28 protein-coding genes are annotated in these 24,738 nt (G+C 29.1%); 22 read left to right on the top strand and 6 right to left on the bottom strand.

Annotation, left to right across the window (positions count from 1 at the left end; genetic code table 4):
• Positions 1-4: 4 nt before the first annotated feature.
• The 14 genes from A6V39_RS05955 (at position 5) to A6V39_RS02040 (ending at position 11,385) form a co-directional block, all read left to right on the top strand.
• Positions 5-157 carry a restriction endonuclease subunit S gene (locus A6V39_RS05955; RefSeq protein WP_370664255.1) on the top strand — a complete coding sequence of 51 codons (153 nt, stop codon included), beginning with the start codon at positions 5-7 and terminating at the stop codon, positions 155-157.
• Complete coding sequence (locus tag A6V39_RS02100; protein WP_187150016.1) at positions 129-707, top strand: restriction endonuclease subunit S; 579 nt, start codon at positions 129-131, stop codon at positions 705-707. The genes A6V39_RS05955 and A6V39_RS02100 overlap by 29 nt, the downstream gene beginning before the upstream one ends.
• Before the next feature lie 22 nt (positions 708-729).
• Positions 730-1,011, top strand: coding sequence for a hypothetical protein (locus A6V39_RS02095; protein ID WP_187150015.1), 282 nt, complete (start codon positions 730-732; stop codon positions 1,009-1,011).
• Positions 1,012-1,021: 10 nt separating this feature from the next.
• On the top strand, positions 1,022-1,729 hold the full coding sequence (locus tag A6V39_RS02090; RefSeq protein ID WP_187150014.1) for a TIR domain-containing protein: 708 nt from the start codon (positions 1,022-1,024) through the stop codon (positions 1,727-1,729).
• A 4-nt stretch (positions 1,730-1,733) separates the two neighbouring features.
• Entirely contained in the window at positions 1,734-2,270 is a 537-nt protein-coding gene (locus A6V39_RS02085; RefSeq protein WP_187150013.1) for a hypothetical protein, read from the top strand.
• Positions 2,271-2,328: 58 nt separating this feature from the next.
• Entirely contained in the window at positions 2,329-2,907 is a 579-nt protein-coding gene (locus A6V39_RS02080) for a restriction endonuclease subunit S (RefSeq protein WP_187150012.1), read from the top strand.
• Entirely contained in the window at positions 2,879-3,460 is a 582-nt protein-coding gene (locus A6V39_RS02075) for a restriction endonuclease subunit S (protein ID WP_187150011.1), read from the top strand. Before A6V39_RS02080 ends, A6V39_RS02075 begins: the two co-directional genes overlap by 29 nt.
• 59 nt (positions 3,461-3,519) lie before the next feature.
• Positions 3,520-4,098, top strand: coding sequence for a restriction endonuclease subunit S (locus A6V39_RS02070; protein ID WP_187150010.1), 579 nt, complete (start codon positions 3,520-3,522; stop codon positions 4,096-4,098).
• The gene (locus tag A6V39_RS02065; protein WP_187150009.1) at positions 4,070-4,642 is read left to right on the top strand and encodes a restriction endonuclease subunit S; all 573 of its coding nucleotides are present in this window, start codon (positions 4,070-4,072) and stop codon (positions 4,640-4,642) included. Before A6V39_RS02070 ends, A6V39_RS02065 begins: the two co-directional genes overlap by 29 nt.
• A gap of 12 nt (positions 4,643-4,654) precedes the next feature.
• Entirely contained in the window at positions 4,655-6,523 is a 1,869-nt protein-coding gene (locus A6V39_RS02060; protein WP_187150008.1) for a class I SAM-dependent DNA methyltransferase, read from the top strand.
• Positions 6,524-6,529: 6 nt separating this feature from the next.
• The gene (locus A6V39_RS02055) at positions 6,530-9,619 is read left to right on the top strand and encodes a type I restriction endonuclease subunit R (protein WP_187150007.1); all 3,090 of its coding nucleotides are present in this window, start codon (positions 6,530-6,532) and stop codon (positions 9,617-9,619) included.
• Positions 9,620-9,621: 2 nt separating this feature from the next.
• Entirely contained in the window at positions 9,622-10,203 is a 582-nt protein-coding gene (locus A6V39_RS02050) for a restriction endonuclease subunit S (protein ID WP_187150006.1), read from the top strand.
• Positions 10,175-10,756, top strand: coding sequence for a restriction endonuclease subunit S (locus A6V39_RS02045; RefSeq protein ID WP_187150005.1), 582 nt, complete (start codon positions 10,175-10,177; stop codon positions 10,754-10,756). The genes A6V39_RS02050 and A6V39_RS02045 overlap by 29 nt, the downstream gene beginning before the upstream one ends.
• A gap of 320 nt (positions 10,757-11,076) precedes the next feature.
• Positions 11,077-11,385, top strand: coding sequence for an ATP phosphoribosyltransferase regulatory subunit (locus A6V39_RS02040; RefSeq protein WP_502692842.1), 309 nt, complete (start codon positions 11,077-11,079; stop codon positions 11,383-11,385).
• 218 nt (positions 11,386-11,603) lie between these two features.
• On the opposite strand, the gene A6V39_RS02035 is transcribed toward A6V39_RS02040, so the two are convergent.
• Complete coding sequence (locus tag A6V39_RS02035) at positions 11,604-11,741, bottom strand: hypothetical protein (RefSeq protein ID WP_187150003.1); 138 nt, start codon at positions 11,739-11,741, stop codon at positions 11,604-11,606.
• Positions 11,742-12,079: 338 nt separating this feature from the next.
• Here A6V39_RS02035 and A6V39_RS02030 point away from each other — a divergent pair, with 338 nt between their 5' ends.
• Positions 12,080-12,994, top strand: coding sequence for a hypothetical protein (locus tag A6V39_RS02030; RefSeq protein WP_187150002.1), 915 nt, complete (start codon positions 12,080-12,082; stop codon positions 12,992-12,994).
• 3 nt (positions 12,995-12,997) lie between these two features.
• On the top strand, positions 12,998-14,752 hold the full coding sequence (locus A6V39_RS02025; protein ID WP_187150001.1) for an ATP-dependent helicase: 1,755 nt from the start codon (positions 12,998-13,000) through the stop codon (positions 14,750-14,752).
• Between the two features lie 380 nt (positions 14,753-15,132).
• Here the strand turns inward: A6V39_RS02025 and A6V39_RS02020 are convergent, their stop codons facing one another.
• Both A6V39_RS02020 and A6V39_RS02015 read right to left on the bottom strand, forming a co-directional pair.
• Complete coding sequence (locus A6V39_RS02020) at positions 15,133-15,414, bottom strand: hypothetical protein (protein ID WP_187150000.1); 282 nt, start codon at positions 15,412-15,414, stop codon at positions 15,133-15,135.
• Between the two features lie 138 nt (positions 15,415-15,552).
• Positions 15,553-16,047 carry a hypothetical protein gene (locus A6V39_RS02015; protein WP_187149999.1) on the bottom strand — a complete coding sequence of 165 codons (495 nt, stop codon included), beginning with the start codon at positions 16,045-16,047 and terminating at the stop codon, positions 15,553-15,555.
• Positions 16,048-16,175: 128 nt separating this feature from the next.
• On the opposite strand from A6V39_RS02015, the gene A6V39_RS02010 reads away from it, so the two are divergent.
• The 3 genes from A6V39_RS02010 to A6V39_RS02000 all read left to right on the top strand — a co-directional run bounded on the left by A6V39_RS02010 (position 16,176) and on the right by A6V39_RS02000 (position 17,482).
• Positions 16,176-16,484: a hypothetical protein gene (locus A6V39_RS02010; RefSeq protein WP_187149998.1), complete on the top strand. Its 309-nt coding sequence runs from the start codon at positions 16,176-16,178 to the stop codon at positions 16,482-16,484.
• Between the two features lie 68 nt (positions 16,485-16,552).
• The gene (locus A6V39_RS02005; RefSeq protein WP_187149997.1) at positions 16,553-16,801 is read left to right on the top strand and encodes a hypothetical protein; all 249 of its coding nucleotides are present in this window, start codon (positions 16,553-16,555) and stop codon (positions 16,799-16,801) included.
• Between the two features lie 540 nt (positions 16,802-17,341).
• Positions 17,342-17,482 (top strand): hypothetical protein, encoded by a 141-nt coding sequence (locus A6V39_RS02000; RefSeq protein ID WP_187149996.1) that lies wholly within the window; start codon positions 17,342-17,344, stop codon positions 17,480-17,482.
• A gap of 115 nt (positions 17,483-17,597) precedes the next feature.
• On the opposite strand, the gene A6V39_RS01995 is transcribed toward A6V39_RS02000, so the two are convergent.
• From A6V39_RS01995 to A6V39_RS01985, 3 genes are all read right to left on the bottom strand, one after another.
• Positions 17,598-18,026: a hypothetical protein gene (locus A6V39_RS01995; protein WP_187149995.1), complete on the bottom strand. Its 429-nt coding sequence runs from the start codon at positions 18,024-18,026 to the stop codon at positions 17,598-17,600.
• Positions 18,026-18,862: a hypothetical protein gene (locus tag A6V39_RS01990; RefSeq protein ID WP_187149994.1), complete on the bottom strand. Its 837-nt coding sequence runs from the start codon at positions 18,860-18,862 to the stop codon at positions 18,026-18,028. Before A6V39_RS01990 ends, A6V39_RS01995 begins: the two co-directional genes overlap by 1 nt.
• A gap of 67 nt (positions 18,863-18,929) precedes the next feature.
• Complete coding sequence (locus tag A6V39_RS01985; RefSeq protein ID WP_187149993.1) at positions 18,930-19,286, bottom strand: hypothetical protein; 357 nt, start codon at positions 19,284-19,286, stop codon at positions 18,930-18,932.
• A gap of 178 nt (positions 19,287-19,464) precedes the next feature.
• Between A6V39_RS01985 and der the strand changes: the two genes are divergently transcribed.
• Genes der through A6V39_RS01970 form a run of 3 tightly spaced genes read left to right on the top strand, consistent with a single transcriptional unit; the run spans position 19,465 to position 24,140 of the window.
• Positions 19,465-20,772 (top strand): ribosome biogenesis GTPase Der, encoded by a 1,308-nt coding sequence (der, locus tag A6V39_RS01980; RefSeq protein ID WP_245633481.1) that lies wholly within the window; start codon positions 19,465-19,467, stop codon positions 20,770-20,772.
• Positions 20,773-20,784: 12 nt separating this feature from the next.
• On the top strand, positions 20,785-21,240 hold the full coding sequence (locus A6V39_RS01975; RefSeq protein WP_187149992.1) for a hypothetical protein: 456 nt from the start codon (positions 20,785-20,787) through the stop codon (positions 21,238-21,240).
• Between the two features lie 35 nt (positions 21,241-21,275).
• Positions 21,276-24,140 (top strand): hypothetical protein, encoded by a 2,865-nt coding sequence (locus A6V39_RS01970; RefSeq protein ID WP_187149991.1) that lies wholly within the window; start codon positions 21,276-21,278, stop codon positions 24,138-24,140.
• Positions 24,141-24,738: the final 598 nt, after the last annotated feature.

Raw genomic sequence — 24,738 nt, 5'->3', positions numbered from 1 at the left:
CAGAATTCTTAAAATCCCGTTTCCAAATCCTCCATTTGAACTTCAACAAAAAATAGGAAAGATCTTATCTACTTATGACTTATTAATAGAAAATTATCAAAGGCAGATTGAAGAAGCAAAGAAGCAAGTTGTTTGAAAGATGATTCATACATCATAAATTTCCCAAGAACATAAATACCACTCCATCTAATTGAAAAAAACTACCACTTAAAGATTTTGTTACTTTTAAGAAAGGAAAAAAATTAGCAGGAGATGCAATAGATAATGGGCTTTATCCATTCTTCACTGGATCTAAAGAAACACAAAAAATAAATGAATATTCTTTTGATCAAGAAGCTTTAATATTAATTGCAGATGGAGCAAGACATATTAAATATTTTTCTGGAAAATTTAATACCACTGGTCATGTTTATGTTCTTGACGCTAGCCATAAATATATTTCTTGATTGCTTGAAATCATAAAATATTCCATTCCAATATTTGATCGAATTTCAAGAGGCACTGGTATTACTGGTTTATGTTTGGGAGACTTAAGAAATTTTGAAGTCCCTCTTCCCCCAGACAATTTATTAGACTTATTCAATAAATTTGCTGAACCTATTCAAAAACAAATAGATATTCTCTCTAGACAAATGAATACTTTTCAAATTATTAAACAAGAATTAGTAGAAAGAATCTATAGCGAAAATCTTGAGATTAACTTTTAAATTTTAAAATGTTAAATAAATAATGAACGATAAAAAAAGATTGCTGGAATTAATTTCAAAAAGAGAAGAAATGTGTTCTGAACCACTCAATTATGAACATGTTTTAGAGTGACTTGAAGAATTGCATTATCTTTTTGGTAAATTGGATTTTTCAAGCTCAATTACACCGAAGATAAGAAGAATAATTGAGCAAATATTTTTTTTCAGTAATAATAAGAATTTATTGAAAGAGAAAATTGTTTTGGTCAAAGTTAAATTGTCTGTCTTTGAAAAATATGAGGCAGAAAAATTAAGAAAAAGTTAATTGTGAAAGGATGTCTTTTTGCTTTAAAAAAGCTTTTGGAGTTATTTTAAGAGTAAAAAATATTTTAGACAAGCAGACCCTTGCTTCAAATGATGCACTTTTTGATTTTCTAGAGGAAGAATTAATTAATTTCGTTTATCAATTAAGAGATAAAGAATTTACTTCGAAAGTTTTGGCGTTTTTAAAATCTGCACACTTAAAATCAGATTTTAATAAACTTATTGCTTATTTTGAAAAGAGAAAAGTAGATTTTTTAAAGAAGCAAATTTTTTTGGTTTTTGGAAGAAACAAAAAACACTTTGAAATTGTTCGTGATTGTATTGAGCAAAGCGGATTTGAATGTGATTTGTTATCAATCCAAAAAATAAAAGGAGGAACTAAGATTATTTTTCCAACTTTAATTGAAAAGATTTCAGCAAGCTTTAAAGTTATTGTTATTCTAAGTGCAGACGACAAAGGAAAGCTAAACAAAAGTAAAGAAAAATTTACTTTAAGACCAAGATTAAATGTTGTATTAGAGGCAGGTTTAAGTTTTGGAATTTTAAGTGAGGATAATGTTATTCTTCTTTGGGATGAAAAAATTTCTACTAGAGATTTAATATCTGATTTTGGAGGCTGTTACACAATAGATATAAAAGAAAATGGTCAGTGAGAAAAAGATTTGATGAAGAAATTAGAAGAATTTTCTGAAGAATGAGAAAGAAGTCTTTTTTATTAAACAGATGAAAAAGATAGCTGAAGTTTTTCAAAAGAAAGATGAAATAAATTCTTTTGAAGAAAAACTTCTTTGAAGAGAAGAATTACTTTATTTGTTACAAAAAAAGAAGAGTTCAGATACTTTGTTAAAGGAAATTGTTGATAATTTAAATCTACCCGCCTCTAAAGAAAGAATAAATGATTCAGACAGCGAATTAATAAATAAATTTGATATATTTTTTAAATATTTAAATAAGCCAAAAAAAACACTTCACAAACAAATAATTGCTTTAGTGAATCAATCAGAAGAGTATCTTAATGATAATAGTAAATTTTCTACTTTAAATAATGATCTTTTTTATTCTGATGAGCTTTCTAATTGAGCCAATGAACTTTATTATTTAATACAAAAATCAGTAAAAAAAGATGACTTTATTCAAAATATTTTGGAGCTTTTGAAAAAGGCAAAGATTGTTCTTATTGGCAAAGATAAATTAGAATTAGAAAACCATTTAAGGATGTTTAAGATAGTTAAACACAGATATATTGATACTAAAGAATAAGCTGTTTTTGTTAATTCACATTTAAAATTAAGACTTTTCTTTCAAGACATTCTTTCTTTTGGCTACTTGAGAACAAACAACTTTAGATAAGTTAGGTATTCTCCAAAGAGGAAAGCAAACCCATAAACCCGAATACGATCCTGTTTTATTTGAAAATGGAACCGTTCCTTTTGTTCAAGTTTGGTGCGTAAATGAAAGCTTATTTGTAAATAATATTAGGAAGTATTACAATGAGGTAGGCTTAAAGCAGAGTAAAACATTTTCTAAGGGTACAGTTTGCATTGTAAATAGCGGGAGTGTAGCGGATTCTGCTATTTTAGAAGAAGCTTCGAGTTTATGCACCCAACTGCACGGCTTTAATTGTTTTGAAAACGTTTCGGATAATCTCTTTGTAAAGTATTGTTTTGATTTTCAAAAAATAAAAAAATTTTGTCAAAATATAGCTTCTGCAGTATCGAGTTCAAGAAAGTTAACATTAGACAGAATTCTTAAAATCCCGTTTCCAAACCCTCCCTTTGAACTTCAACAAAAAATAGGCAAAATTCTTTCAGCTTATGATTTATTAATAGAGAATTATCAAAGGCAGATTGAAGAAGCAAAGAAGCAAGTTGTTTGAAAGATGATTCATACATCATAAATTTCCCAAGAACATAAATACCACTCCATCTAATTGAAAAAAACTACCACTTAAAGACGTTGTTCAAATTTCAAAAGGTAAAACTCCTGCTAGTCAAGAAAACCCAGAAGGTAGGTATCCATTTTTTACATCCTCGATAGACAGTCCTAAAAAAATAGATAGTTATTCTTATGATACTACCGCTATATTAGTTACATCCGCTGAGCATTTTGTTGCTAAGTATTTTTCTGGAAAGTTTGAAGCAAGTTATGGTAGTTATATTATTAAAGCTAATAATGAAAATTTATTTATTTTTTTATTAGAGAAACTAAATAATTTTTTGCCAACTTTAGTTAAACAATCCAGCACTACAAGTTATCCTCAATTAAGAAAAAGCACTTTAGAAAAACAAGAAATCGTAATTCCTCCAGATAATCTATTAAATTTATTTAATCAATTTGCGGAGCCTATTCAAAAACATATAGATAGCCTCTCTAAACAGATAGATACTTTTCAAGTTGTTAAAAAAGAATTAATAGAAAGAATCTATAGTCAGAATCTTAAAATTAGTTAATTTCATTTGGCGGAAAAATAAATTTAAAATAATGTGCTCTTTTTAAAAAATATTAAACTTTGGCCACTTGAGAACAAACAACTCTAGATAAGTTAGGAATTTTACAATCTGGTAAAAAAACTCACAAGCCAGCTAGTGATCCTGTTTTATTTGAAAATGGAACCGTTCCTTTTGTTCAAGTTTGATGTGTAAAGAACAATTTGTTTGTAAGAAATGTTGAAAAAAATTACAATGAAATAGGCAAAAAACAAAGTAGATTGTTCCCCGCTAGTACAGTATGCATCACAAATAATGGTAGAATTGGTGATGCATCTATTCTTTTAGAGGATAGTTGCTTAGCAGACACTTTGTTTGGCTTTAGCTCATTTGAAAATGTTTCAGATCCTAAGTTCATGAAGTACTGTTTTAACTTTGGTAAAATAAAAAAGCTTTGCGAGTATGTTGCGTCTGCCAATACTGGAACAAAAGCTTTAACAATAGAGCGTTTAAAAAAAATTCCATTTCCGAATCCACCACTTGAGCTTCAACAAAAAATAGGAAAGATCTTATCTACTTATGATTTATTAATAGAGAATTATCAAAGTCAGATTGAAGAAGCAAAGAAGCAAGTTGTTTGAAAGATGATTCATACATCATAAATTTCCCAAGAACATAAATACCACTCCATCTAATTGAAAAAAACTACCACTTAAAGATTTTGTTACTTTTAAGAAAGGAAAAAAATTAGCAGGAGATGCAATAGATAATGGGCTTTATCCATTCTTCACTGGATCTAAAGAAACACAAAAAATAAATGAATATTCTTTTGATCAAGAAGCTTTAATATTAATTGCAGATGGAGCAAGACATATTAAATATTTTTCTGGAAAATTTAATACCACTGGTCATGTTTATGTTCTTGACGCTAGCCATAAATATATTTCTTGATTGCTTGAAATCATAAAATATTCCATTCCAATATTTGATCGAATTTCAAGAGGCACTGGTATTACTGGTTTATGTTTGGGAGACTTAAGAAATTTTGAAGTCCCTCTTCCCCCAGACAATTTATTAGACTTATTCAATAAATTTGCTGAACCTATTCAAAATCAGATAGACTATTTAACTCAAACGATTAGCATTCTTTCAAATATTAGAGATTTGCTAATAGAAAGGATTTATAGCGAGGCATTATTCGTTTAATTAGTAACATCTATGTCTGATTGTCATAAGATAGCTGAAGATCTTTGAAAGATCTGTAATAAATTAAGAGCAGATTCTAAGCTGAGTTCTGAGCAGTACCGAACCCCAGTATTAGGAATTATCTTCTTAAGATATGTTTTTGTTCGTTTCAAAATAGCTGAGAGGAAAATTAATCACAACAGACCTATAAGAAATGGCGTACCTTTGCCAATAAATGAAGATGAATTTATTGAACAAGGAGCTATTTTTTTGCCTAAAGAAGCTCAGTGGGATTGAATTCTTAATTTACCAGAAGATGTTTCTGTGGAAAAAATAAGAGGATTAGATGGGCATCAAATAACTTCTTTAGCAGGCATTATGAATGATGCCATGAGATTATTAGAGATTAATTGCGAAGCTTTAACAGATTCATTACCTAAGAATTTTCAAGATATTCCTGACAATATTCTTTGGGAATTATTAAGAAAATTTGATAGTAAAATTCCTGTCGATAGTGAAGCTTCTGTAGATATTATTGGCTTTATTTATGAATATTTCTTAGGTAAGTTTTCTTTCAATGATGCAAGACAGGACGGAATTTTCTTTACTCCCAAATCTTTGGTAAAGCTGATAGTAAACATTCTCGAACCAAAGAAGGGTTATTTGTTAGATCCTGCTTGCGGTAGCGGAGGTATGTTTATTGAAACTAAGCAATATTTAGATTCTCAAGGATTATCAGTTAATAAAGTTATGACTTTCTATGGCCATGAAAAAGTTGAATTTAATGCCAATTTATGTTCCATGAATATGTACATACACGGAGTTCAAGTATTTGTTGCTTCTAAGTTTGGCGGTAATACTTATTATTGTGATCCTCATTGTTTAACTGGTAAGTGTGACTATGTAATGGCTAATCCGCCATTTAATGTTAAAGAGGTAGATGCTACTAAAGCAGAAGCGGCAGGTAGATTGCCATTTGGTTTACCTCCAGTTGGAGAAGATAGAAAAATACAAAACGCTAACTATTTATGAATTTCTTACTTCTATGCTTATTTAAATGAAACAGGAAAAGCAGGTTTTGTTATGGCTTCAATTGCTGCTGGAAATCAAGCAGATAAGGATATTAGACGTAAAGTTATTGAAACAGGCCATATTGATATCATGATTAATACACCAGAAAATTTCTTTGCGAATACTAATGCTGCTTGTCATTTATGGTTCTTTAATAGGCAAAAACCTCAGGAGTTTTTAGATAAAGTATTGTTTATTGATAGTTCTGAATATCGTACTAAAGTTAGACAATCACTATATGAATGGACTCCAAAACAATGTAAGAATTTAAATGCTATTGTTTGACTTTACAAGGGAGAGATAGAGAAGTATCATAAATTATTAAAGGAATATCAAGATTCAGTTGAGGCAGCAATATCGAAATTTAACTTGCTTATTGAATTTAAAAATAATAACTTTATTGAGATATTAGATGTTTTTGAAAAGCATTATTCAAATTTAAAGCAAGAGTCTAACAAACTTATTGTTGAGGCTAATAATAAAAAAGAGGAGGCAAAAATCAAAAAAGAATGAGATGAAAAGATTAAATCTTTTGAAGAATATTTAGAGGTGGCGAGAGAATCGGTTTGAGTTTATTCTAAATTTGGAAATGGAGAATATAGGGATATTCTTGGACTTTGCAAAGTAGCAACTATTGCTGAAATTTGTAAAAATGATTGAAATTTAACTCCAGGAGTTTATGTTGGAGTACCTGAGCCGGAAATTGAACCTGAAGATGTATGGCAAGCAAAAATGAAAGAGATGCATGATGAGGCCGAAAGATTACATAAGGAATCACTTGAATACTTTGCACAAATTAAAGAAAATATGAAGCTTTGGGCAAAGGAATAATAAGTTTTGGATAATTTTTCAGAAGAAAGCCTTGTTGAAAAGCCTGCTTTAGATGAATTAGAAAATTTAGGCTGAAGAATTAAGAAGGGTAGCTCTTTAATTAGACCAGACAAAAGTCAAGTAATTTTATTTAGTGAATTTTCAAAAGCTATTAAGAAACTTAATCCTTGAGCATCTACACATCAAATACAAGAAGCGTTTCAAGAACTAACAAATTACAGATCATCTACTTTTTTACTTGAAGAAAATCGCGAAAAGTATTTCTTAATAAGGAAGGGAATTAATGTTACCGTTAAAGATAAATTTGAAAGAACAACAACTAGAACTCTTCGATTAATTGACTTTAATGAGCCTGATAATAATGAATTTTTAGCTGTTTCTCAATTAACTATTTTTGGAAGAGTAATTAATTATCAAAGAACTCCAGATGTAATATGTTTTGTTAATGGAATTCCATTAATTTTTATGGAATTTAAGCATAATTCAAAAAAACCAAGAGAAGGCTATGAGGATAATTATTTGAAGTGTTTAGATGAGATTTATCACTTATTTTTTTTTAATGCTTTTTGTGTATTTTCAAATGGCGATGAATCAAAGATAGGTACTGTTGGTAGTAGTTGAGAAAATTTTCATGAGTGAAAGAGACTTTCAGAAGATGAGGATGGAGATACAGATATTACTACTTTAATTAAAGGTGTATGTGAAAAAACTAATTTTCTTGACTTATTAGAGAATTTCATTCTTTATTCTGATTCAGATCTTGGTTTTTTCAAAATTCTTGCAAAAAACCACCAGTTTTTAGGCGTTAATAAAGCAATTCAAAGTTATGCACAAAGAGAGCAAAATAAAGGAAAGTTAGGTACATTTTGACATACTCAAGGCAGCGGAAAGAGTTATTCAATGCTTTTCTTTATTGAAAAAGTATTGAGAAAGTTCTCTGGAAATCCGACTTTTTTAATTCTCACCGATAGGAAAGAATTAGATGAACAAATACACAATACTTTTGCAGCTTGTGGAGTACTTACAGATAAGAATTGTTCAGTTGAAACTAAAGAAGAGTTGGCTGAGAAATTAAAGGGAACTCCAAGGTATTTATTCTCTTTAATTCAGAAATTTGGTAAGCCTAAAGAAGGAACAACATTAAAGCCTATTGAACTTAAGAATGAAGTAATTATTGTTGCTGACGAAGCACACAGAAGTCAGTATGGGGGCCTTTTCGAAAATATTCAAAAATTATTGCCTGATGCAATAAAGATTGGGTTTACTGGTACTCCTTTACTTGTAGGAGATGTAACTACTATAGATCAATTTGGTCATTATGTTTCTAGATATGACTTCTTAAGAGCTAAGCAAGACGGAGTCACAGTCCCTTTGCTTTATGAAAATCATGCATTGCCATTTGGAGAATTAAATAATCCAGAAATGGATGAAAAAATAAGAAATTTAGTTGAGTCTAATACTGAAGATGTTTTTGAACAAGAAGAAGTGACTCGAGAAACAAGAACAATTAAGCAATTATGAATGAAAGAGGACAGGCTTAGAGCTAATGCTAAAGATTTTGTAGAGCATTATTCAGAACTTATTGATGTCGGTAAAGCAATGTTTGTATGTCTAAATAAATTGTCTTGTGTGCTTATGCATAAATATGTCCAAGAATACTGACAAGAGAAAGTTAAGGATCTTAAAAAAGAACTACAGATTGCACCTTTTTTGGAGCAAGATAAATTACAAAAAAGAATTGAGTTTATGGAAAAAACAAAAATGTATGTAGTAATTAGTGAAGATGTTGGCGATGAAACTAAGTTTAAAGAGGAAGGCTTGGATATTAAGCCTCATAGAGAGGCTATGCGTAAAGAAAAACTTGATAAGAGATTTAAAGATAAGAATGATAACTTTAATGTAGTTTTTGTATGTGCTATGTGACTTACAGGATTTGATGTTAAGTGTTTGTCATTTCTTTATTTAGATAAGCCACTTAAAGCTCATACTTTAATGCAAGCTATTGCAAGACCTAACAGAATTAGCGAAGGAAAAACATATGGTCTTATTGTTGATTACAACAATATTATTAAGCACTTAAAGGATGCACTCGAAACATATACGGGCGAAGATTCAAGACGTGTATTGCCCATTGTAGATAAGAAAGAGGCATTTCAAAATTTCTTGAAGTTTCTTCAAGAAATTGAAATTTTTCTTCAATCACACAAAATCTCTTTAGTTGAAATTGTTTATTGTGAGGATGCTAATCAAAAAAGAAGGTTGATAAATGATGCTAAAGAAAAGTTATTGGAAAAAAAGAAAATTAGACGAGAATTTGGAAGGCTTTATAGGGGCTTTTTAAGTATTGGTAATTTAATTGTAGAGAAAGAACTTACTGATATTGAAAGAAGAAAACGGTCTTGCATTATTAACATTTATCAAAATTTAAGAAAACCAAGAGATCACAATAAACATGCTGATTTAATTCGAGAAGTACACAAAATTATTGATGAATATGTAACTCTTGGGGAAATTAATGAGAGTTCTAGAATTGCAATAGATGAGATAAATCTTAATAATTTATGTGATGTAGTTAATAAATCAGGTAGGCAAAATCACATTTTTTATACGGTATCAGTAGCTATAGGAAAAGAGATTAATGAGACTTTAATGAGAAATCCTTCTTGAATTAGTTATCAAGAGGAATATCAAAGAATTATTGATGATTGGAATAATGCACTTACGAAGGAAGCTAAAGAGCAAGCATTTAGAGAGCTTATGGAGATGTGTGAAAAATTGAAGAGCGAAAAAGGAAGAGCAAATAGAGAAGGTTTTGAAAATGAATATGAATTAATTGTTTGACATATATTATGTATGCACAAAAAAGATCATTCTGATGAGGATAGATTAGTTCTTAAAGAATTGTCAAAAGAGCTTTACAGAGATGTGCAAAAGAAGATAGCTACAACACACAATTGAAAAGGAAAACCTTCAACAAAAAGTGTTGTGAAAAATACAATAAGAAGAAAATTATTTAGCGATGGGCCTCAATCTTGAACAGAGAAAGATATTGATCAACTATTAGAAAAACTATTTGAATGATTCTTAAATAATTAATTATGTGTGCTTGAGAAATAGTAACTTTAGATAATTTAGGTATTTTAAAGAGTGGAAGGCAAGTTCATAAACCAGAGTATGATCCTTCTTTATTTTGTGAAGGGTCGGTTCCGTTAATTGAATCTCAGTTAATAGAAAATGATCAGCTTTTTGTTAGGAATGTAAGAAGATATTACAATACATTTGGAGTTGGACAAAGTACGATATTTGAAGCTGATACTGTTTGCATTACTAGAACTGGAAATGTTGCAAAAACTTCAATAATTAAAGTTCCTTCTTGTTTAAGTTCAAGGGTACATGGACTAACTCCTTTTGTAGGCGTTTCAGATGCCATATTTATTAAGTATTCTTTTGATTTCAGCAAAATAAAAAAATTATGTCAAAATATTGCATCTGCTAATACTGAAACAAAAGTTTTGACTATTGATAGGCTCCTTAAAATCCTGTTTCCAAATCCTCCCTTTGAACTTCAACAAAAAATAGGAAAGATCTTATCTACTTATGACTTATTAATAGAGAATTATCAAAGGCAAATTGAAGAAGCAAAGAAGCAAGTTGTTTGAAAGATGATTCATACATCATAAATTTCCTGCAAATATAGATGCCTCTCCATCTAATTGAAAAAAACTACCACTTAAAGACGTTGTTCAAATTTCAAAAGGCAAAACTCCTGCTAGTCAAGAAAACCCAGAAGGTAGGTATCCATTTTTTACATCCTCGATAGACAGTCCTAAAAAAATAGATAGTTATTCTTATGATACTACCGCTATATTAATAACGTCTGCTAGACATTTTGTAGCTAATTATTATTCTGGAAAATTTGAAGTTAGTGATGGCAGTTATATTATTAGAGCTAATAACAAAAATTTATTTATTTTTTTACTAGAGAAATTAAATTATTTTTTGTCATCTTTAGTTAAACAGGCCGGAACTACAAGCTATCCTCAATTAAGAAAAAGCACTTTAGAAAAACAAGAAATCGCAATTCCTCCAGACAATTTATTAGACTTATTCAATAAATTTGCTGAACCTATTCAAAAACATATAGATAGTCTTTCTCAGCAAATGGATACTTTTCAAGTTATTAAACAAGAATTAATTGAAAGAATTTATAGTCAAAATATTAAAATTGATTAGTTTTTTTCTGTTTTAGCAATAGACTGAAAAAGAATACTTTAAAGGATATTTGCAAGAAATTAAATAATTTACTTTTTTGTATTTAAGTTTATAGATGTAAAGAGCTTTATTATTTAGGTGTATGTTTTTATTATGAAAGGCTCCAAGAAGGAAGATATAGAGAATTTATTCAGTTAGGCATTGAAGAAATTAATTTTTCATATTTAATTATTTAGGCCTTAAAGAAAGAATTAATAAGAATCCACTAAGAATATTAGATGATAAAGAGGATTCAAAATTGGAAATAGTAAAAAATACTCCTAAAATAGAACCATTTTTAGATAGTAAAGAGAAAGCAGCAGATAGAGAATATTAAAGAACGATTGCAGAAAGATTTTGATATGGTTTTTGAATGAGATACTAATTTAGTAAGAGGAATTGATTATTATACAGGTTTAATTTATGAGTGAAAGTATAAAGGATTAACAATAATTGCTGGAGGAAGATATGATGAACTCTTTTGTAAATTTAATAATTCTTTAATTCCTTCTTTGGGATTAGCAATAGGAATAGAAAGATTTAAATTACTTCTGGAAAAAGAGAATTGTGTATGAAAAAATAGAGAGGCACCCCCCCCTATATATAGCTAGTCTTGTTGGTTTGGATGCTAAATTAAATTGATTATTAAAGGTTTTTGAGAAACATAATATAGCTTATTGGGCAGACTTTAGTATTGTTAAACTGAATCAAAAGTAATGTTTATTTATGTCGCTAAAGAGCAAGAACAACAAGGAATTACTTTTAAGTTTTTAGGAAGTGAAAAAGAAGGAGACTTTTTTTGAATTTAATGAAAAAATAATAAATAAGCTTATTCCTTTAATTCTTTCTCAAGAATATTAAATATCTCTTCTTTTTTCAGTTTCTTTATTTTTTTCTCATAGCAAATCATTAGTACTGCTTTCGCTATTTTTTTATTTTTTCATGAGAGGGCCAACCTTAAAATCATTGAATTTCTTTTAGTAAATGATCATATGATAATAGTGTTTCCAGATGTGCTGTCTTTTTCTAGAATTTAAGGCATTAAACCTACAGACTTTATAAGTTTAGTAACTTGGTCTCTCAATTTATGATCTTGTCCATGAACAATAAATATTTTGGACAAATTTAAGAAAAAAATTGTATATTACAACAAAAAGTAAAATAGGTTATTTTTTGAAATTAATTCTTTAATTTAAGTATTAAAATAGCTGTTACTTTTCTTCCATATTAAATATATTCGCATATTAATGGTTTGTTTTCTAGTATTTTCGAAACTAAGAAACTAAGAAACTAAGAAACTAAGAAGTGTTTATTGCTTGCAAAGATTTTTTCAGAAAGGGAAATAAAGTTCTTTTAACTAAAGAAGGAATTGAAAGACATAAGAGAATAAAGCTTACAGGGACTAAGATACCTAAGTTTTTTAAACTTAAATTAAATGCTCCTGACGAGGAAGAGGAAGAATTAGAAGAAGGCGAGGAAGAACCTACAAAAACTCCTTTTTGAGTTTGATCATCCATAATTAATTTTCCTTTTTCAAAGAGGCGTAGTCCTAGAAAGGAAGAGAAATATGAAGGTATAGAGAGGAAGATAAGAGATTATATTTCGACACAGTTAAATAAGAACTTTATTAGTTATGTTACAAAAAAATACGATGTTTTTGATGCTTCTGAAGAGGGCTATTTAGCTTATTTAGGCGGTGTACCTGATGGAGAAGAAATATCTCCTGCAGGAAATACACTTTCTATTCTTGAAATCAAAACAATGACGGATGCTGGGTCTAAAAAAATGGACTCTAGATTTTCTGATATTCCTCTTTCTTATTTATTGCAAATAGCTCTTTATTTGTATTTAAGAAAAGTTGATATTGGTTGAATATGTATTACTTATTTGCATCATGATAATTGAAGTAGTTTAGAGAGTTTATTACTTAATACTAAGATAAGCCTTTACAGCGGAGAACAAGAAACAAAGTCGGGAATTATTGAATCATTAATTGAAGAAATAGGAGAATGTGAGTTCGAATATCAAATATTAGAGGCTTATGTTAATAATTTTTTAGAGGATAATGAATTAATACTTTTCAAAGTAAGAATTAATTTAGAGAAATATGATGTTTTGATAAGAAAGTTATGTAGTTGGTATGACAAGCATAAATATGAAAGCCCAGATATGACTGATGAAGAGCTAAATAAGTTTATCTCAAAAAATAAGAATCTTTAATTGATGGAGTTGAATGCCGAACAAGAAAGGGCCGTTAAGGCTGAGCTATCTCCAATTCTTGTAATTGCTCCTGCGGGCACTGGAAAAACAAGAGTACTTACAGAGAGAATTATTTATTTAATTGAAGAAGGAATAGTGAGGCCAGATGAAGTCTTAGCTATTACTTTCACTAATTTAGCTGCTAATGAGATGGTTAATAGAGTGGGAAAAAGAATTAAAGATAAGCATAAAATTCCTGATGCTATTGGAACTATTCATTCTTTATTTGCAGAAATACTTAGAAAAGATATAGGTTTGGTATGCAGAAATAGGAACTTTAATTTTGAAGTTGTTTATGGTGAGTTTCAAGATTCAGTATTGAGAAAAGCCTTGAGACGCTCTAAGACCGATTCTAAATATAGTAGATATCATTTACAAGATCTTAAAGAATTAATTTCAAGATACAAAATTTCTACTTATTTAGAAGAAAATAAACTTTCTCCAATAGAGTTAAATAAAGTTCAAGAAGTATTTCCGCAATATGAGAAACTTCTTGAAGACAAGAATTTACTTGATTATGATGATATTCTTATTTTTGTAGATAGGCTTTTTTCGGAAATTCCAGCAATTTTAGAATTTTGAAAAGACAAGTATAAAGCAATATTAGTGGATGAATTGCAAGATGTAAATGAAATACAATTTCGAATAATTAAGAAATTAATTTCAAAAGAGAAGCCAAATTTCTTTGCTGTAGGAGATCCAAATCAGTGCATATTCATATTTGCAGGAGCTAAAGAGAATATTTTTGAAGAATTTAGAACTTTATTAACAGAATGTCATGAGATTGAATTAGTTACTAATTATCGCTCCGTTAAAGATATTGTTGATTACTCTAATACTATTAAAGTTTTAAATAGGCCTAAGATAGCTAAATCTGCTTCAAGTGAAAAGGGTCAAATAATAAGAGTTGGAAAAGTCGAAGATTCTTTATTAAAGGATTTATTATGTACTGAAAATATAGAGCTTTCTAAGTGGGCTGTATTATTTAGACATAATGCTGACTCTAAGTTCTTAATTGAGTTGCTTATTGAGAATGGAATACCCTTTAGAACTTCTTATTTTTCTTTATTAGATGATCCTGTTATTGAAAAAATAATTAATTATTTAAGACTTATTTATTTTGATAACTCTAAGCCATTGAAGACTATTCTATGAACTAAAGATGTTTCTTTAGATACTTATTCTAGAAAGGAAATTGCCTCCAATCTTAATTTTCCCGAAACCACTTTATTTGATTACTTAATGAAATCAGAGGCTTGAAAAGACTTACCAATAACTGATGCTTCTTTAGCTAATTTAGAAAAGTTTATTACAAAAATAAAGAGATTAAGGGGCTGTGATAAGAGTCATTTAGCAGCTTTAGTAGAGGAAATACTACCAGAAATATTTTTGAGAAAGATTGCTCCTTCAAGTAGAGAGAAAATTAACTTGTTTATTAAATGATTAAAGAATATACAGAAAGAAAAGGGCGAAGCATTTTCAGAAGAGATACTTTGTAATTTAAGGTATTATGCAGAAATTACAAAAGAGGATATTAATGCTAAGAGACATAATTATTTAACACTTAGTACTATTCATAAGACTAAAGGATTGGAGTGAGAGAATGTTGTGATATTAAAGTATGACGCTTTAGCTCAGTCCTCTAGAGCAATAAGTGATGATAAATATTTAGAGTATGTTGCAATAACTAGAGCTAAGAATGCGTTGTATTTGTGTTAATCGCTTTTTTCGGGCCTTACACATTCCTCACATCATCCATCCTGATCACTACAGTGATCGTATGATTTTAGTTTTGCAGCATGCCCATAACAATAACTTCTAAATGCATCCATGTTGGGGTATTTTTTCTTGAATTCTTTTTCTTTTTTGTACGATGCATTTCTGACTATTGAATTTTCATAATGGGTGGTTCAATTATTTTCATCATCTCAGTTAGGTAAATAATATCCCTTTAAAGATTCGGGAGCTTTTTGTTTAAATAGTTTACTTACTAATCCCTACGAAAGAAGCAACTAAAGTCAACTCCCCCCCCCTTAATAAACCGCTAATTACTTTTTTTGTTGACATTTAAAGAAATAAATTTTACAAAAATTGTATTTTTATTTAGCACACGCCATTTTTGTTGTTTTCTTTGTAGCTGAAACATTTAATTTATTTAATTGATCATAGAAGTCTCCAGTAGTTATTTTTTCTGCTTTTGACAAACGTAATAAATCCATTAACTTTTCTAAAATTGAATTATCTTTTGAATATTGGGTGTAAATAATTATTACACCTATGGTTGTAGCAAGAAAAAAATATAGAGGAACGTTCAGCTCTTCTAACTCTTTTTGGTCTTTATCTTGACTTCATAAATAATAACAAATTAGGAAAAACTTCATATTCTGTTTGTAAACTCAAAATGTAAATAAATTAAAAAAATTTAATAATTTCTGATAAAGTTACAATGGTATATTTTCTTCCTTTGAGCATTAGAGGTTTAAATTTAGTTAAATAAATTTATTAATTCAAAGATTTAATTAGGGTACTCGTCTTTTTGTTGCGTCATTAGCTAGGTTGTAGATTTCTTTATTGTTTTTATAGAAGAGAAATTTACAAACCATAATACCTAAAGCAAGTACACTTGATATTTCTGGCGCAATTACTATTAATGGAAAGGTTGTTAAGCAGATAATACTAGTTAATAATATTTTTGATTTCTTAAGAATATATTTACTTTTTCCTTCAGATATTCTTTCAAATAAATGATTGAATGAACTTAGAGCTCTAAAGCTTTTGATTACACTAATAATTATTAAACCAATCAGCAACACTAGTATTATTCCTGTTGCCGCAAATAAAGGCGCATGTTCATTTATTTTTTCTGAATCTAAAGATTCCAAAGAAGGTATTTCTCAATTTGTTGATATTCCAAAAATAAATAGTAGTATCGAAAGGGACATTATTGTGATGCCCAATTCTATTTTTCATCATGCAATCAACTCTTCAGATTTCTTTAGTAAATCACTAAACATCTAAGCCACTAACAATTTTAAGCGTTATTAATTAATGTATAAGAATAAGTAGTTAACGCCTTACTTGGTAATTAGCTGTTATTTAAAAAATTTTGAAATTAATTTACAAATTATTTTATTTTGCATTATTGTCTGGCGTTCCTGTAGCTACTTATTTATTAATTCCTTCTGCTCCTATTGAAATTATTGAAAGTGGTTCTGAACCTTTACCAGAAATCAAAAAGAGTAATGCATTTTGAAAGACATCTTTAATTAAGCAGGGCTATGTGCCCGTGTCATTAGGGGATCCTTTTGAATATTTTCCAAGGATTACAGAAGCCTTTAAGAAGGCAAAGAATATTGAAGACGGAACAGAAAGTTCGAAGTTAAGAAGTTTATGTAATTCTTTGGAATCCAAAGACACTCTTAGCCCTACTGAAGAAAAAGATGGTGTGTAAAGCCTAGAGAGGTTGGAGAAATACTCATAAGTAATGGTAGGAAATATATTTACACAATTAATAACGAAATGAGGGATTGGGACAGAGTAAAGTTAAGAGATTTAGCTGAAAAATATATGAAAAACCAAGAACCTAGTTTAAAGATGGCGAAAAGTTGAGAGAATTCCGAAGAATTAGTAATTGATAATAAAGATTTGGATGGAGACTTTGATTCATTCAAAGATGCTTGTGTGAATGTATTAACTACTTCAAGTTTTGAAGAAGATTTAGAATTAAAAACTAAACAGGCCATAGAATGATGTACAGAACCAGCTTAGTTTTTTTGATAGCTTAAAAATTTTGAAATCTTTAGTAAATTATCATTTTCAACAAGAATTGTCCTTCTTAGGAGTTCTTGGATATTATTTACTACTTTATCTCTTGCAGGTGTAACCAAGTTAATCGTCTTCGAAATTTTCTCTAGTCTTTATAGAAAACCACTTCTTTATTTAGTAGTAAGATCACAAGGATTTAAGGCTTTTCTAGAAATTAAGAAAGAACCATTTAATAAGTGAAAGAGAACTTTTGTTACTAATAGAGCAGACTTATTTAGAGAAAACTTTATTCTTTATTTAACTAATAAAGCTTCAGATGCAGAAGGAGCTTATTATTTAAATAGGTGATGTAGAGAAGCATTTAATAGTTTTAGTTGAGATAGTGTAGTTTTATGAAGAACTAGGAGATATTTGTAAAGTTACATAAGTAATTGAGTTTCTTGAAGAAGATAGAGTATGTTTAATTCAAGAATTATATACTGAAGCTACTAAACAAGAATGGGAGAAAGTCTTTAAAGAACTTAAGAATAATAAAGGAGTTTAATGATGTATGATGTAAATATGGATAGGAATATAGAACTACTTAAAGATTTATGTAATGATAAATTAAATCAAAATTCTATTAGTGAAAATCTTTCATATAAGTTATATGTTAGGTCTGTAGGTAATCCAAAAAGAAGCTAACATTTTAAAGACTTGGATATAGTATTCAATTTAAAGGCATATTTACCAATCAAATAAATAATAGTAAAACAGCCAGCAAGCCCAAAGTAATAAATCATTAATTTTTTCAAATCCATTATTTAAGTTCTATATTTCATTGATCAAAGAATCTTAATTTTCCTTGTTGGGGTATATTATTTCAAAGTAAAGAAGCTTCAACATTCTTATTAGAGTTTATTTGATAATATATTCTGCCCCTTAAATTATCCATATTTCAAGTGTTTTTTCTAAAGTAATCATTTAGAGAGTTTAAAGCAATATTTTTTAAAGTTGACTCTAATTTATCTTTCTGTATTTCTTTTCTTATATTTCCCCTTACTTCCTTTAAGTCATATATAGTATTTACTTTTTGAATGTGTTCTTGTGGGTAAAGAATAACTCTTTTGTAGGCTGAACTAGGAGCGGAAAATAGTTCATGATCCATATGCATTTTGTTACTAAATAAAGAAGCCCCTATTGTTAAAGGAAAGATAATACTTCCTAGTATTTTGGATTTATTAAGCATTAAAGATCTATGTAGTTATGTGAATAAGTTATTGGATGAGTATTAGAAGTAGAATTGATAATAAGTTCTGTTGTTTCGTTAGTATGATTAGATCTAGTAAAGTTATTGGTTAAATTTATTGATACTGCTTGATTCTTAAGGAATAATAAGAATTTGCTTTTTAGAATTCCTTGATTTTCATTGGAATTTGCATAGTAATTAAGTCATCCATTAGTAAATCTTGTATTTAGTTTTATGTCTTGGTCATTGACTTTAGCAATTAAATTCTCTATCTTTAGGTCTTTTTTGTGTTTAATACCGAAAGATATTTTGTTTTTAGGCAAGAGTAAACTCACATATTCGTAGTCATAATAAGTATTGTTTTTGTTAATAGTAATATTTGTAGGTATCTTTAGTGTTTTGTAAGAATCCTCATACGATTCTCTTTCAACATAAATACTATTTTTGTAATTGAAAAAAGTATTTATTGAATATCTATTAATTTCATCTATTAAAGAAGGCCATACATATGAATTAGTAGTGTCTATATCAAAAGTTATTGAAATTGGAATAGCTTCATAATTTTGTATTTCTCTTTTGAAATATGAATCTCCAGCTTGATTTATGTAAGTAGTTGATTCGTATACTTGACATGTTTGATTGTTGTATTTTGTAGAACATTTGCTATTTGATTTAATGAGATAAATTTTGTTTATTTCTTGATTAGGCAGACGATATTTGGTAAATAGAGCTTTGGTATTTAAAGGAGTATCAGTAACTACTTCGTATTTTCCTGTTACTTTAAGTTGATAATAATATGGCTCTATCTTAAGAGTGTAATTTTGTATGTTAAACATACTTCACTAATATTCTTAAGATTGGAAAAGAGCATAATTAAATAATTAAATTTTCAAAGAAGATTTATTATTTTCTATCTCATGCTTTTTCTCTACCGCAAGTAGTACATCATCCTTCATTACTTGGACAACCTTCTAAATTCGTAGCTTTTTTGGCTTCTTCAAAACAATAATCTCTAAAAGACTGGGGAGTTGTATATTTTTTTTTAATATTAGCAGAATAACCCACTGATCCGGATAATCTACCGTATTGTTTTTTTCAAATTTCATCATCCTCTCAATTAGGAAAATATCATCCCTTGAGAATACTATCATTCGAGAAAATTTGAGTAGATTTACTACTTATTTTGCCGTAATAACTTACTTTTTTCTTGTAATCTATAGTGTTTTTAGCTTTAACTCCTCCCAAAGACGCCGCTACCAAAGTTACCCCCCCCCTAACAAACTACCAATTAATTTTTTTTTCATTGTAAAAACTTAGGTTTTTATTTGCAATTCTAATTATTTTATGTACGTTTATTTTTGCTTAAAATAAGTATCTTATAAAGTCTTTCAAATATTCTTTTATTTCCTTAAATTAATATTTATGGGAATAGTGCATCTTGAAAAAAGTAGTAATTGTTGGTAAACCTAATGTTGGTAAATCACAATTATTTAATAGATTAATAGGAGAAAATCATTCGGTAGTTTTTTCTGAACCTGGAGTTACTAGAGATCGTATATCTTTAGAGTGTTTTTGAAGGAATAAGAGTTTTCTTCTTACTGATACTGGTGGATATACAGAAGAAATATATTCTTTTCAGAAAGAAATTAATATTCAAACTAAGATAGCACTTGAAGAAGCTGATTTAATAATATTCTTAACTTCATTTAAAGAAGGAATAAATAGTGATGATTTTGCTATTGCTAAGACACTTAAGAAAGAGAAAGCTAACAATGTACTATTAGTAATAAATAAGTGTGATATTTTTGCTAAACATTCTGTAGAGCATGAAAAATTAGGATTTGGTAAGGGTATCTTAATTTCTGCCGAACACGGAATTAATACTGGAGAATTACTTAATAAGATTGTTGAATTACTTAATTTAAAGGAGGAAGAGACACAGAAATTAAAGAAAGTTAAATTAGCAATTATTGGCAAACCTAATGTAGGTAAGTCTTCTTTGGTCAATACTTTACTTCAAGAAGATAGAGTATTGATATCTGAAGTAGCAGGAACTACTAGAGATGCAATAGATTTAGATTTTTGTTTTAGGGGAGATAATTACACTCTTATTGATACACCTGGAATTAAGAGACACGCTCAAATGAGGTCTGATGAAAAAGAGAAATATTCAATACTTAGATCTAAGAAAGCTATTGCTAGAGCTAATATGATTCTATTTATGTTGGATATTGCAGAAGGAATAACAGAATTAGATGAAAGAGTGGGAGGGCTTATTTATGATGCTAATATTCCAACTTTAATAGTAGCTAATAAGTGAGATTTAGTAGTGAGAACTAATGAGAATAGAGTTGTTTTAGAAAGAGAAATAAGAGTTAGATTTCCCGCTTTAAAGTGGGCACCTATAGTATTTGTAAGCGCTAAGAATAATGAGAAGTTAGAGAATATTTTTTTAAAGATTAGGGAGATTGAAGAAGAGAGATATAGGAGAATAAATGATAGTAGTTTGAAGTTATTTTTGAGTAAAGTAGTATCTTTATTTACTGTTCCTACGGTACAAGGTAATAAGATAAAGCTTTATTCTTTAACTCAAGTTAAAGGACAAGTACCTACTTTTTTAATAATGTGCAATAATTCTAAGTTATTGCACTTTTCTTATGCTAGGTGTATAGAGAATCAAATAAGGAAGTCTTTTGGTTACAAAATTACACCAATAACAGTAATTTACAATACCAAGAGATCTTAAAGTAAGTTTATTATGAATTTAAAGATTGTTGGCTCATTAGTTACTTTAACAGCTACAGGAGCAGCATTAGGTTGTTACTTCTTTTTTTCGGAAATAACATTTAATCCTCATGGAAAAACAGCAAAAACACGTTATCCAACATTGAAAGTGCCAGCGTATGGACAGTATAGTAGCGATGGAGTTTATGACAATAGTTTCTGATTACAAAAAACTAAAAGACTAAAAAATGAATACTACAATAAGGGAGAAACTTGAAATAAGCTCTTAGCATCTTTTAGAAGCAATGCTACATTAGCCGGTTATTCATTTCAGGAGTTTGCATTTAAAGAAAGACAAGGAAGTAGTGATTTTGATGGAGAGAGTTATGTTGCTGAAACATTGGGCAAATATTGTAAAGTCAAATGAAATAGCGAAGAGAAAGATATTGAGAATTATCCAGAAATAATGAGAAATCTTTGTGCTCCTTAATTTACTATAAACATTAAGAAAGTAAGCCTTTTGTTATGTCTATTGCTGAATTAGTATTCTTATTACTGTCACGTAAGAAAGCATTAATTAAATTTGTTCTAGGTAGCACTATTACTTATGGGGCTTATGTTGGAGCAATAAGGCCATCTTCTGCAAAAGCTGTAACGGAGGTAGATGGTTCAAATATTCTGCAGGGAAAGAATAGGCATTCCATAAAGCTCGCTAAAGCTCCTATACCTAAAGTACATAATGTACTTGAATTAACTTCTTTAAAAAATTTAGAGCAAAATCAAGCAAGATTTCACCCTTCTTTATCTAAATACTTAGATAATAAGAAAATCTTTGAAAAACAAAGCTTTAGTTGATGGAAATCTAACGTTGGAGCAATTGGAGAAATAATAGACAGTGAACAATATTGTTTGTCTTGCGCCAATCTTTCAGATAGAGAGGTAATTTATGGAGATACTTATTTTTCTGACAAAGTAGCAGAACTTGGAGAAGCAGAATTAGTTCAGGATATTCTTTGATCTTTATGAGAAGAGTCAAAATACAACGGAACTGTTATTCATGCAGAAACAATTAAAGTAGATTTACAGTTAGATAAGACAAGTAAACCTTCAATAGTTAAACAATTCTCTCTTTCATTTAAAGTATCTAATTTAAGTACAAGAAAAGCACAAGTATTAAGAAAAATAGATTTAGATCCCTATACACAAGCAGAAATAAATGTATTACTAAGTAATGGTGAAATAAGATCTACACCAGTTGCTACAGGTCATCATGGCCTTAAATATACAACTTGAAATTTATTTCCTAAGAATACGCAATGAAAAGTAGTAAAGAATATTCAGCAACCTAAGAAACAAACCGCTACATCTTCTCATGATTCATTGCAATTAATTTATGGCGAAAGTAGATTTATTCCTCATTCAATATCTAGAAATACACAAAGAAGAACAGCAATTAATACAATTGATTATGCCTATGTCAAAGATAAATTAAGTCCTTTTTTAAATTCAATAACTGCCGATGATATTGAGAAGGATATTGAAAGTTGATATGGAGGTTATTTTGCTTATTTAATACGTACAAGAATTGATGATATTCAGAATTTAATTGAATTATTACAAAAGAAAACTATTGAGAATGATAGAGGTATTAAAGAATCAGTATTTGAACAAGTCTTAAATAATTATCAATTTAGGAATAATCTATACAATCACTTTAAATTTAGTGATACTTACAAAAAAGCTTTAAATAAATTATTAACTAATGATGGTAATAAAGGAATCAGAATAACAATTGAAGAAATAACAGGATTATTAAAGAGCTGAGTTTACCAACTTAAACAAATTCAAGATTCAATTAAGGTTGAGATAGAGTGAAAAGAAAAACCTAAGAAAGTTTATTCCCAAGCAGGACAATATGGAGAATACCCTACTTTTGCATTTAATTTTGAACAGAAAATTACTTGAGTTAAAGAAATGAAGATACCTTTGAATGGTATTTGAAGTATTAAAAAAAATAAGTATGAAGAATTATCAACAGGATCAACAGGATCAACAGAGGATGGTAAGCACAAATTTAATATTACTAATAAATTAACTAACCTTAAAGATATCTTAGCTCCTTTAACGAGTGTTATTAGTTCTTTAAATCAATCATTAGAAGGAATAAATGTTATGGACGATTTAATTCCTGATGTTGGTAAGTTTATTGGTATAGATGCTTTAACTATTAATGAGAATGAAAGTATTTCATATATTTACAAGACAACAGGTTCTCCAATAACACTAGCATTAGATGATATTTCTGATTTACAAGAGAAACACTTCCCAAGAATGAATATTGGATGAAAAGCTATTGATGTTAGTGCAGCCTTAAATCTATCTAAATTCACTAAGCTTTTCCACTCCCTTTATGAGAAGTTTGATTCTGGAATTAAGGAAAGACAGTCTCTAGGATTTATTGAATTAACTAAAGCAGGAGATGAACTTAAGAAAAGCCCTATCTCCTTTATTGCACATGCTATTAATTCAATATTTGATAAGTCATATGGTTCTGGAAGTTCTCAAAGACAAGATGAAACTAAACGCCCTTGGCCTGTCTTCTTTAGATCTTTATTTGCTGATCCTTTAGTTTTTGATCGTGCACAAATGATGACAGGCTATAGCAGGTTATTTTTTAAATACCCTGAATGATGAGGAAAGGATAATAAATTAGATAAAGATTGTAAAGGCCAACAACAACAACAACAACAACAACAACAACATTGATGTACCAGTTTTGATTTTTCTAAGCGAAACAAAATAGCTGAACCAAAAAATTACGAAGTAGATTTAATTTCTCGTTCTTTAACTTTCAATCATTCTATGTACGCACCTTATTCACCAATAGTATTGAATAATATTAGTGGTGGTCAATATGAGAAGTTTCTAGGGGATGAGGGGGCTGGAAAAACTTCACAAGGAGTATTAAATGGAACTAAAGAGATTGTTGAGGCAGTTAAGCAAAATTACAATAAGAATTCATTTGTAGGTAAGAGAGAAATAGATTGAGGTAAAGCAAAAGTTTCATTTGCTCAATTAAATTTAAAGAAAGCAATTGAGTCAGTATTAGCATTGGAAAATACTTGAAGTGGATTAGTTTCTGGAACAGCTTTAAATTTTGCAGGAATTTATTTCCACAAAATTCTTGGAGAAGCTTTGGTTAGAGATGGTTTTTGAATAAATATTAATTTAATGCATGAACATGGAATATTTACTAAACATGATGTAAAGGTAACAAAGAAAATGAACTATTATCCTAATAGTGAAATTTGATTAAAGGTTGATCCAAGCCTAGACCATGAGAAGTTAAATCTTGGCTGATTGGCTAATTTATTTTTGCAAAAAAAATAACTGTCGGTAGTTAAATTACTTGTATCAATTTGGATAAAATTTCGTAACACCTTAGTTCTTCGTGGGTATATATTTGTTCGGTGGTTTTTAATGTCTTGCACAAATTCCACTATCTTCTTATCTTAGAATTTGTTGACCTTTAAGGGCAGGAACTAATTTTTGAATTTTCTCATTAAATGCAGTGATTAGACCTCCAAAACACTTAATTTAACTCCTCCAAAAGAAGCTACTACAGCCATAGCCCCCCATTAAATTATTCATATTTTTGGGTTTAAAAATCTTAGTTTCATTTTTGAAATCTTTAATATTAGCAATTAATAGTTATCGGGTGTGCTGTACCATCCCCTACCCATCAAGCAAGTTTCACACCAACCAGAAGAAGGGCTACAATTTTCTGGTGACTCTTTCGTAACCATTTCGTAGCAAACATCTCTTAATTCTTCAGGACCACTTAGACTCTTGGTATTTTCTGTACCATCTCCATTGCTAATACCAATTTTTTTATTGTTATTGTTGTAATGTTCCTTCCATACTCTATCATCCTCCCATTTTGGTAAACGATACCCACCAAAACGACTTTCTGACAGAAAATATCTAT

This window comes from Candidatus Mycoplasma haematobovis, from assembly GCF_001645765.1.
GTDB lineage: Bacteria > Bacillota_I > Bacilli_A > Mycoplasmatales > Mycoplasmoidaceae > Eperythrozoon_B > Eperythrozoon_B haematobovis.
The sequence above is the reverse complement of the archived record's forward strand: the minus strand, read 5'-3'. Positions and strand labels throughout refer to the sequence as shown.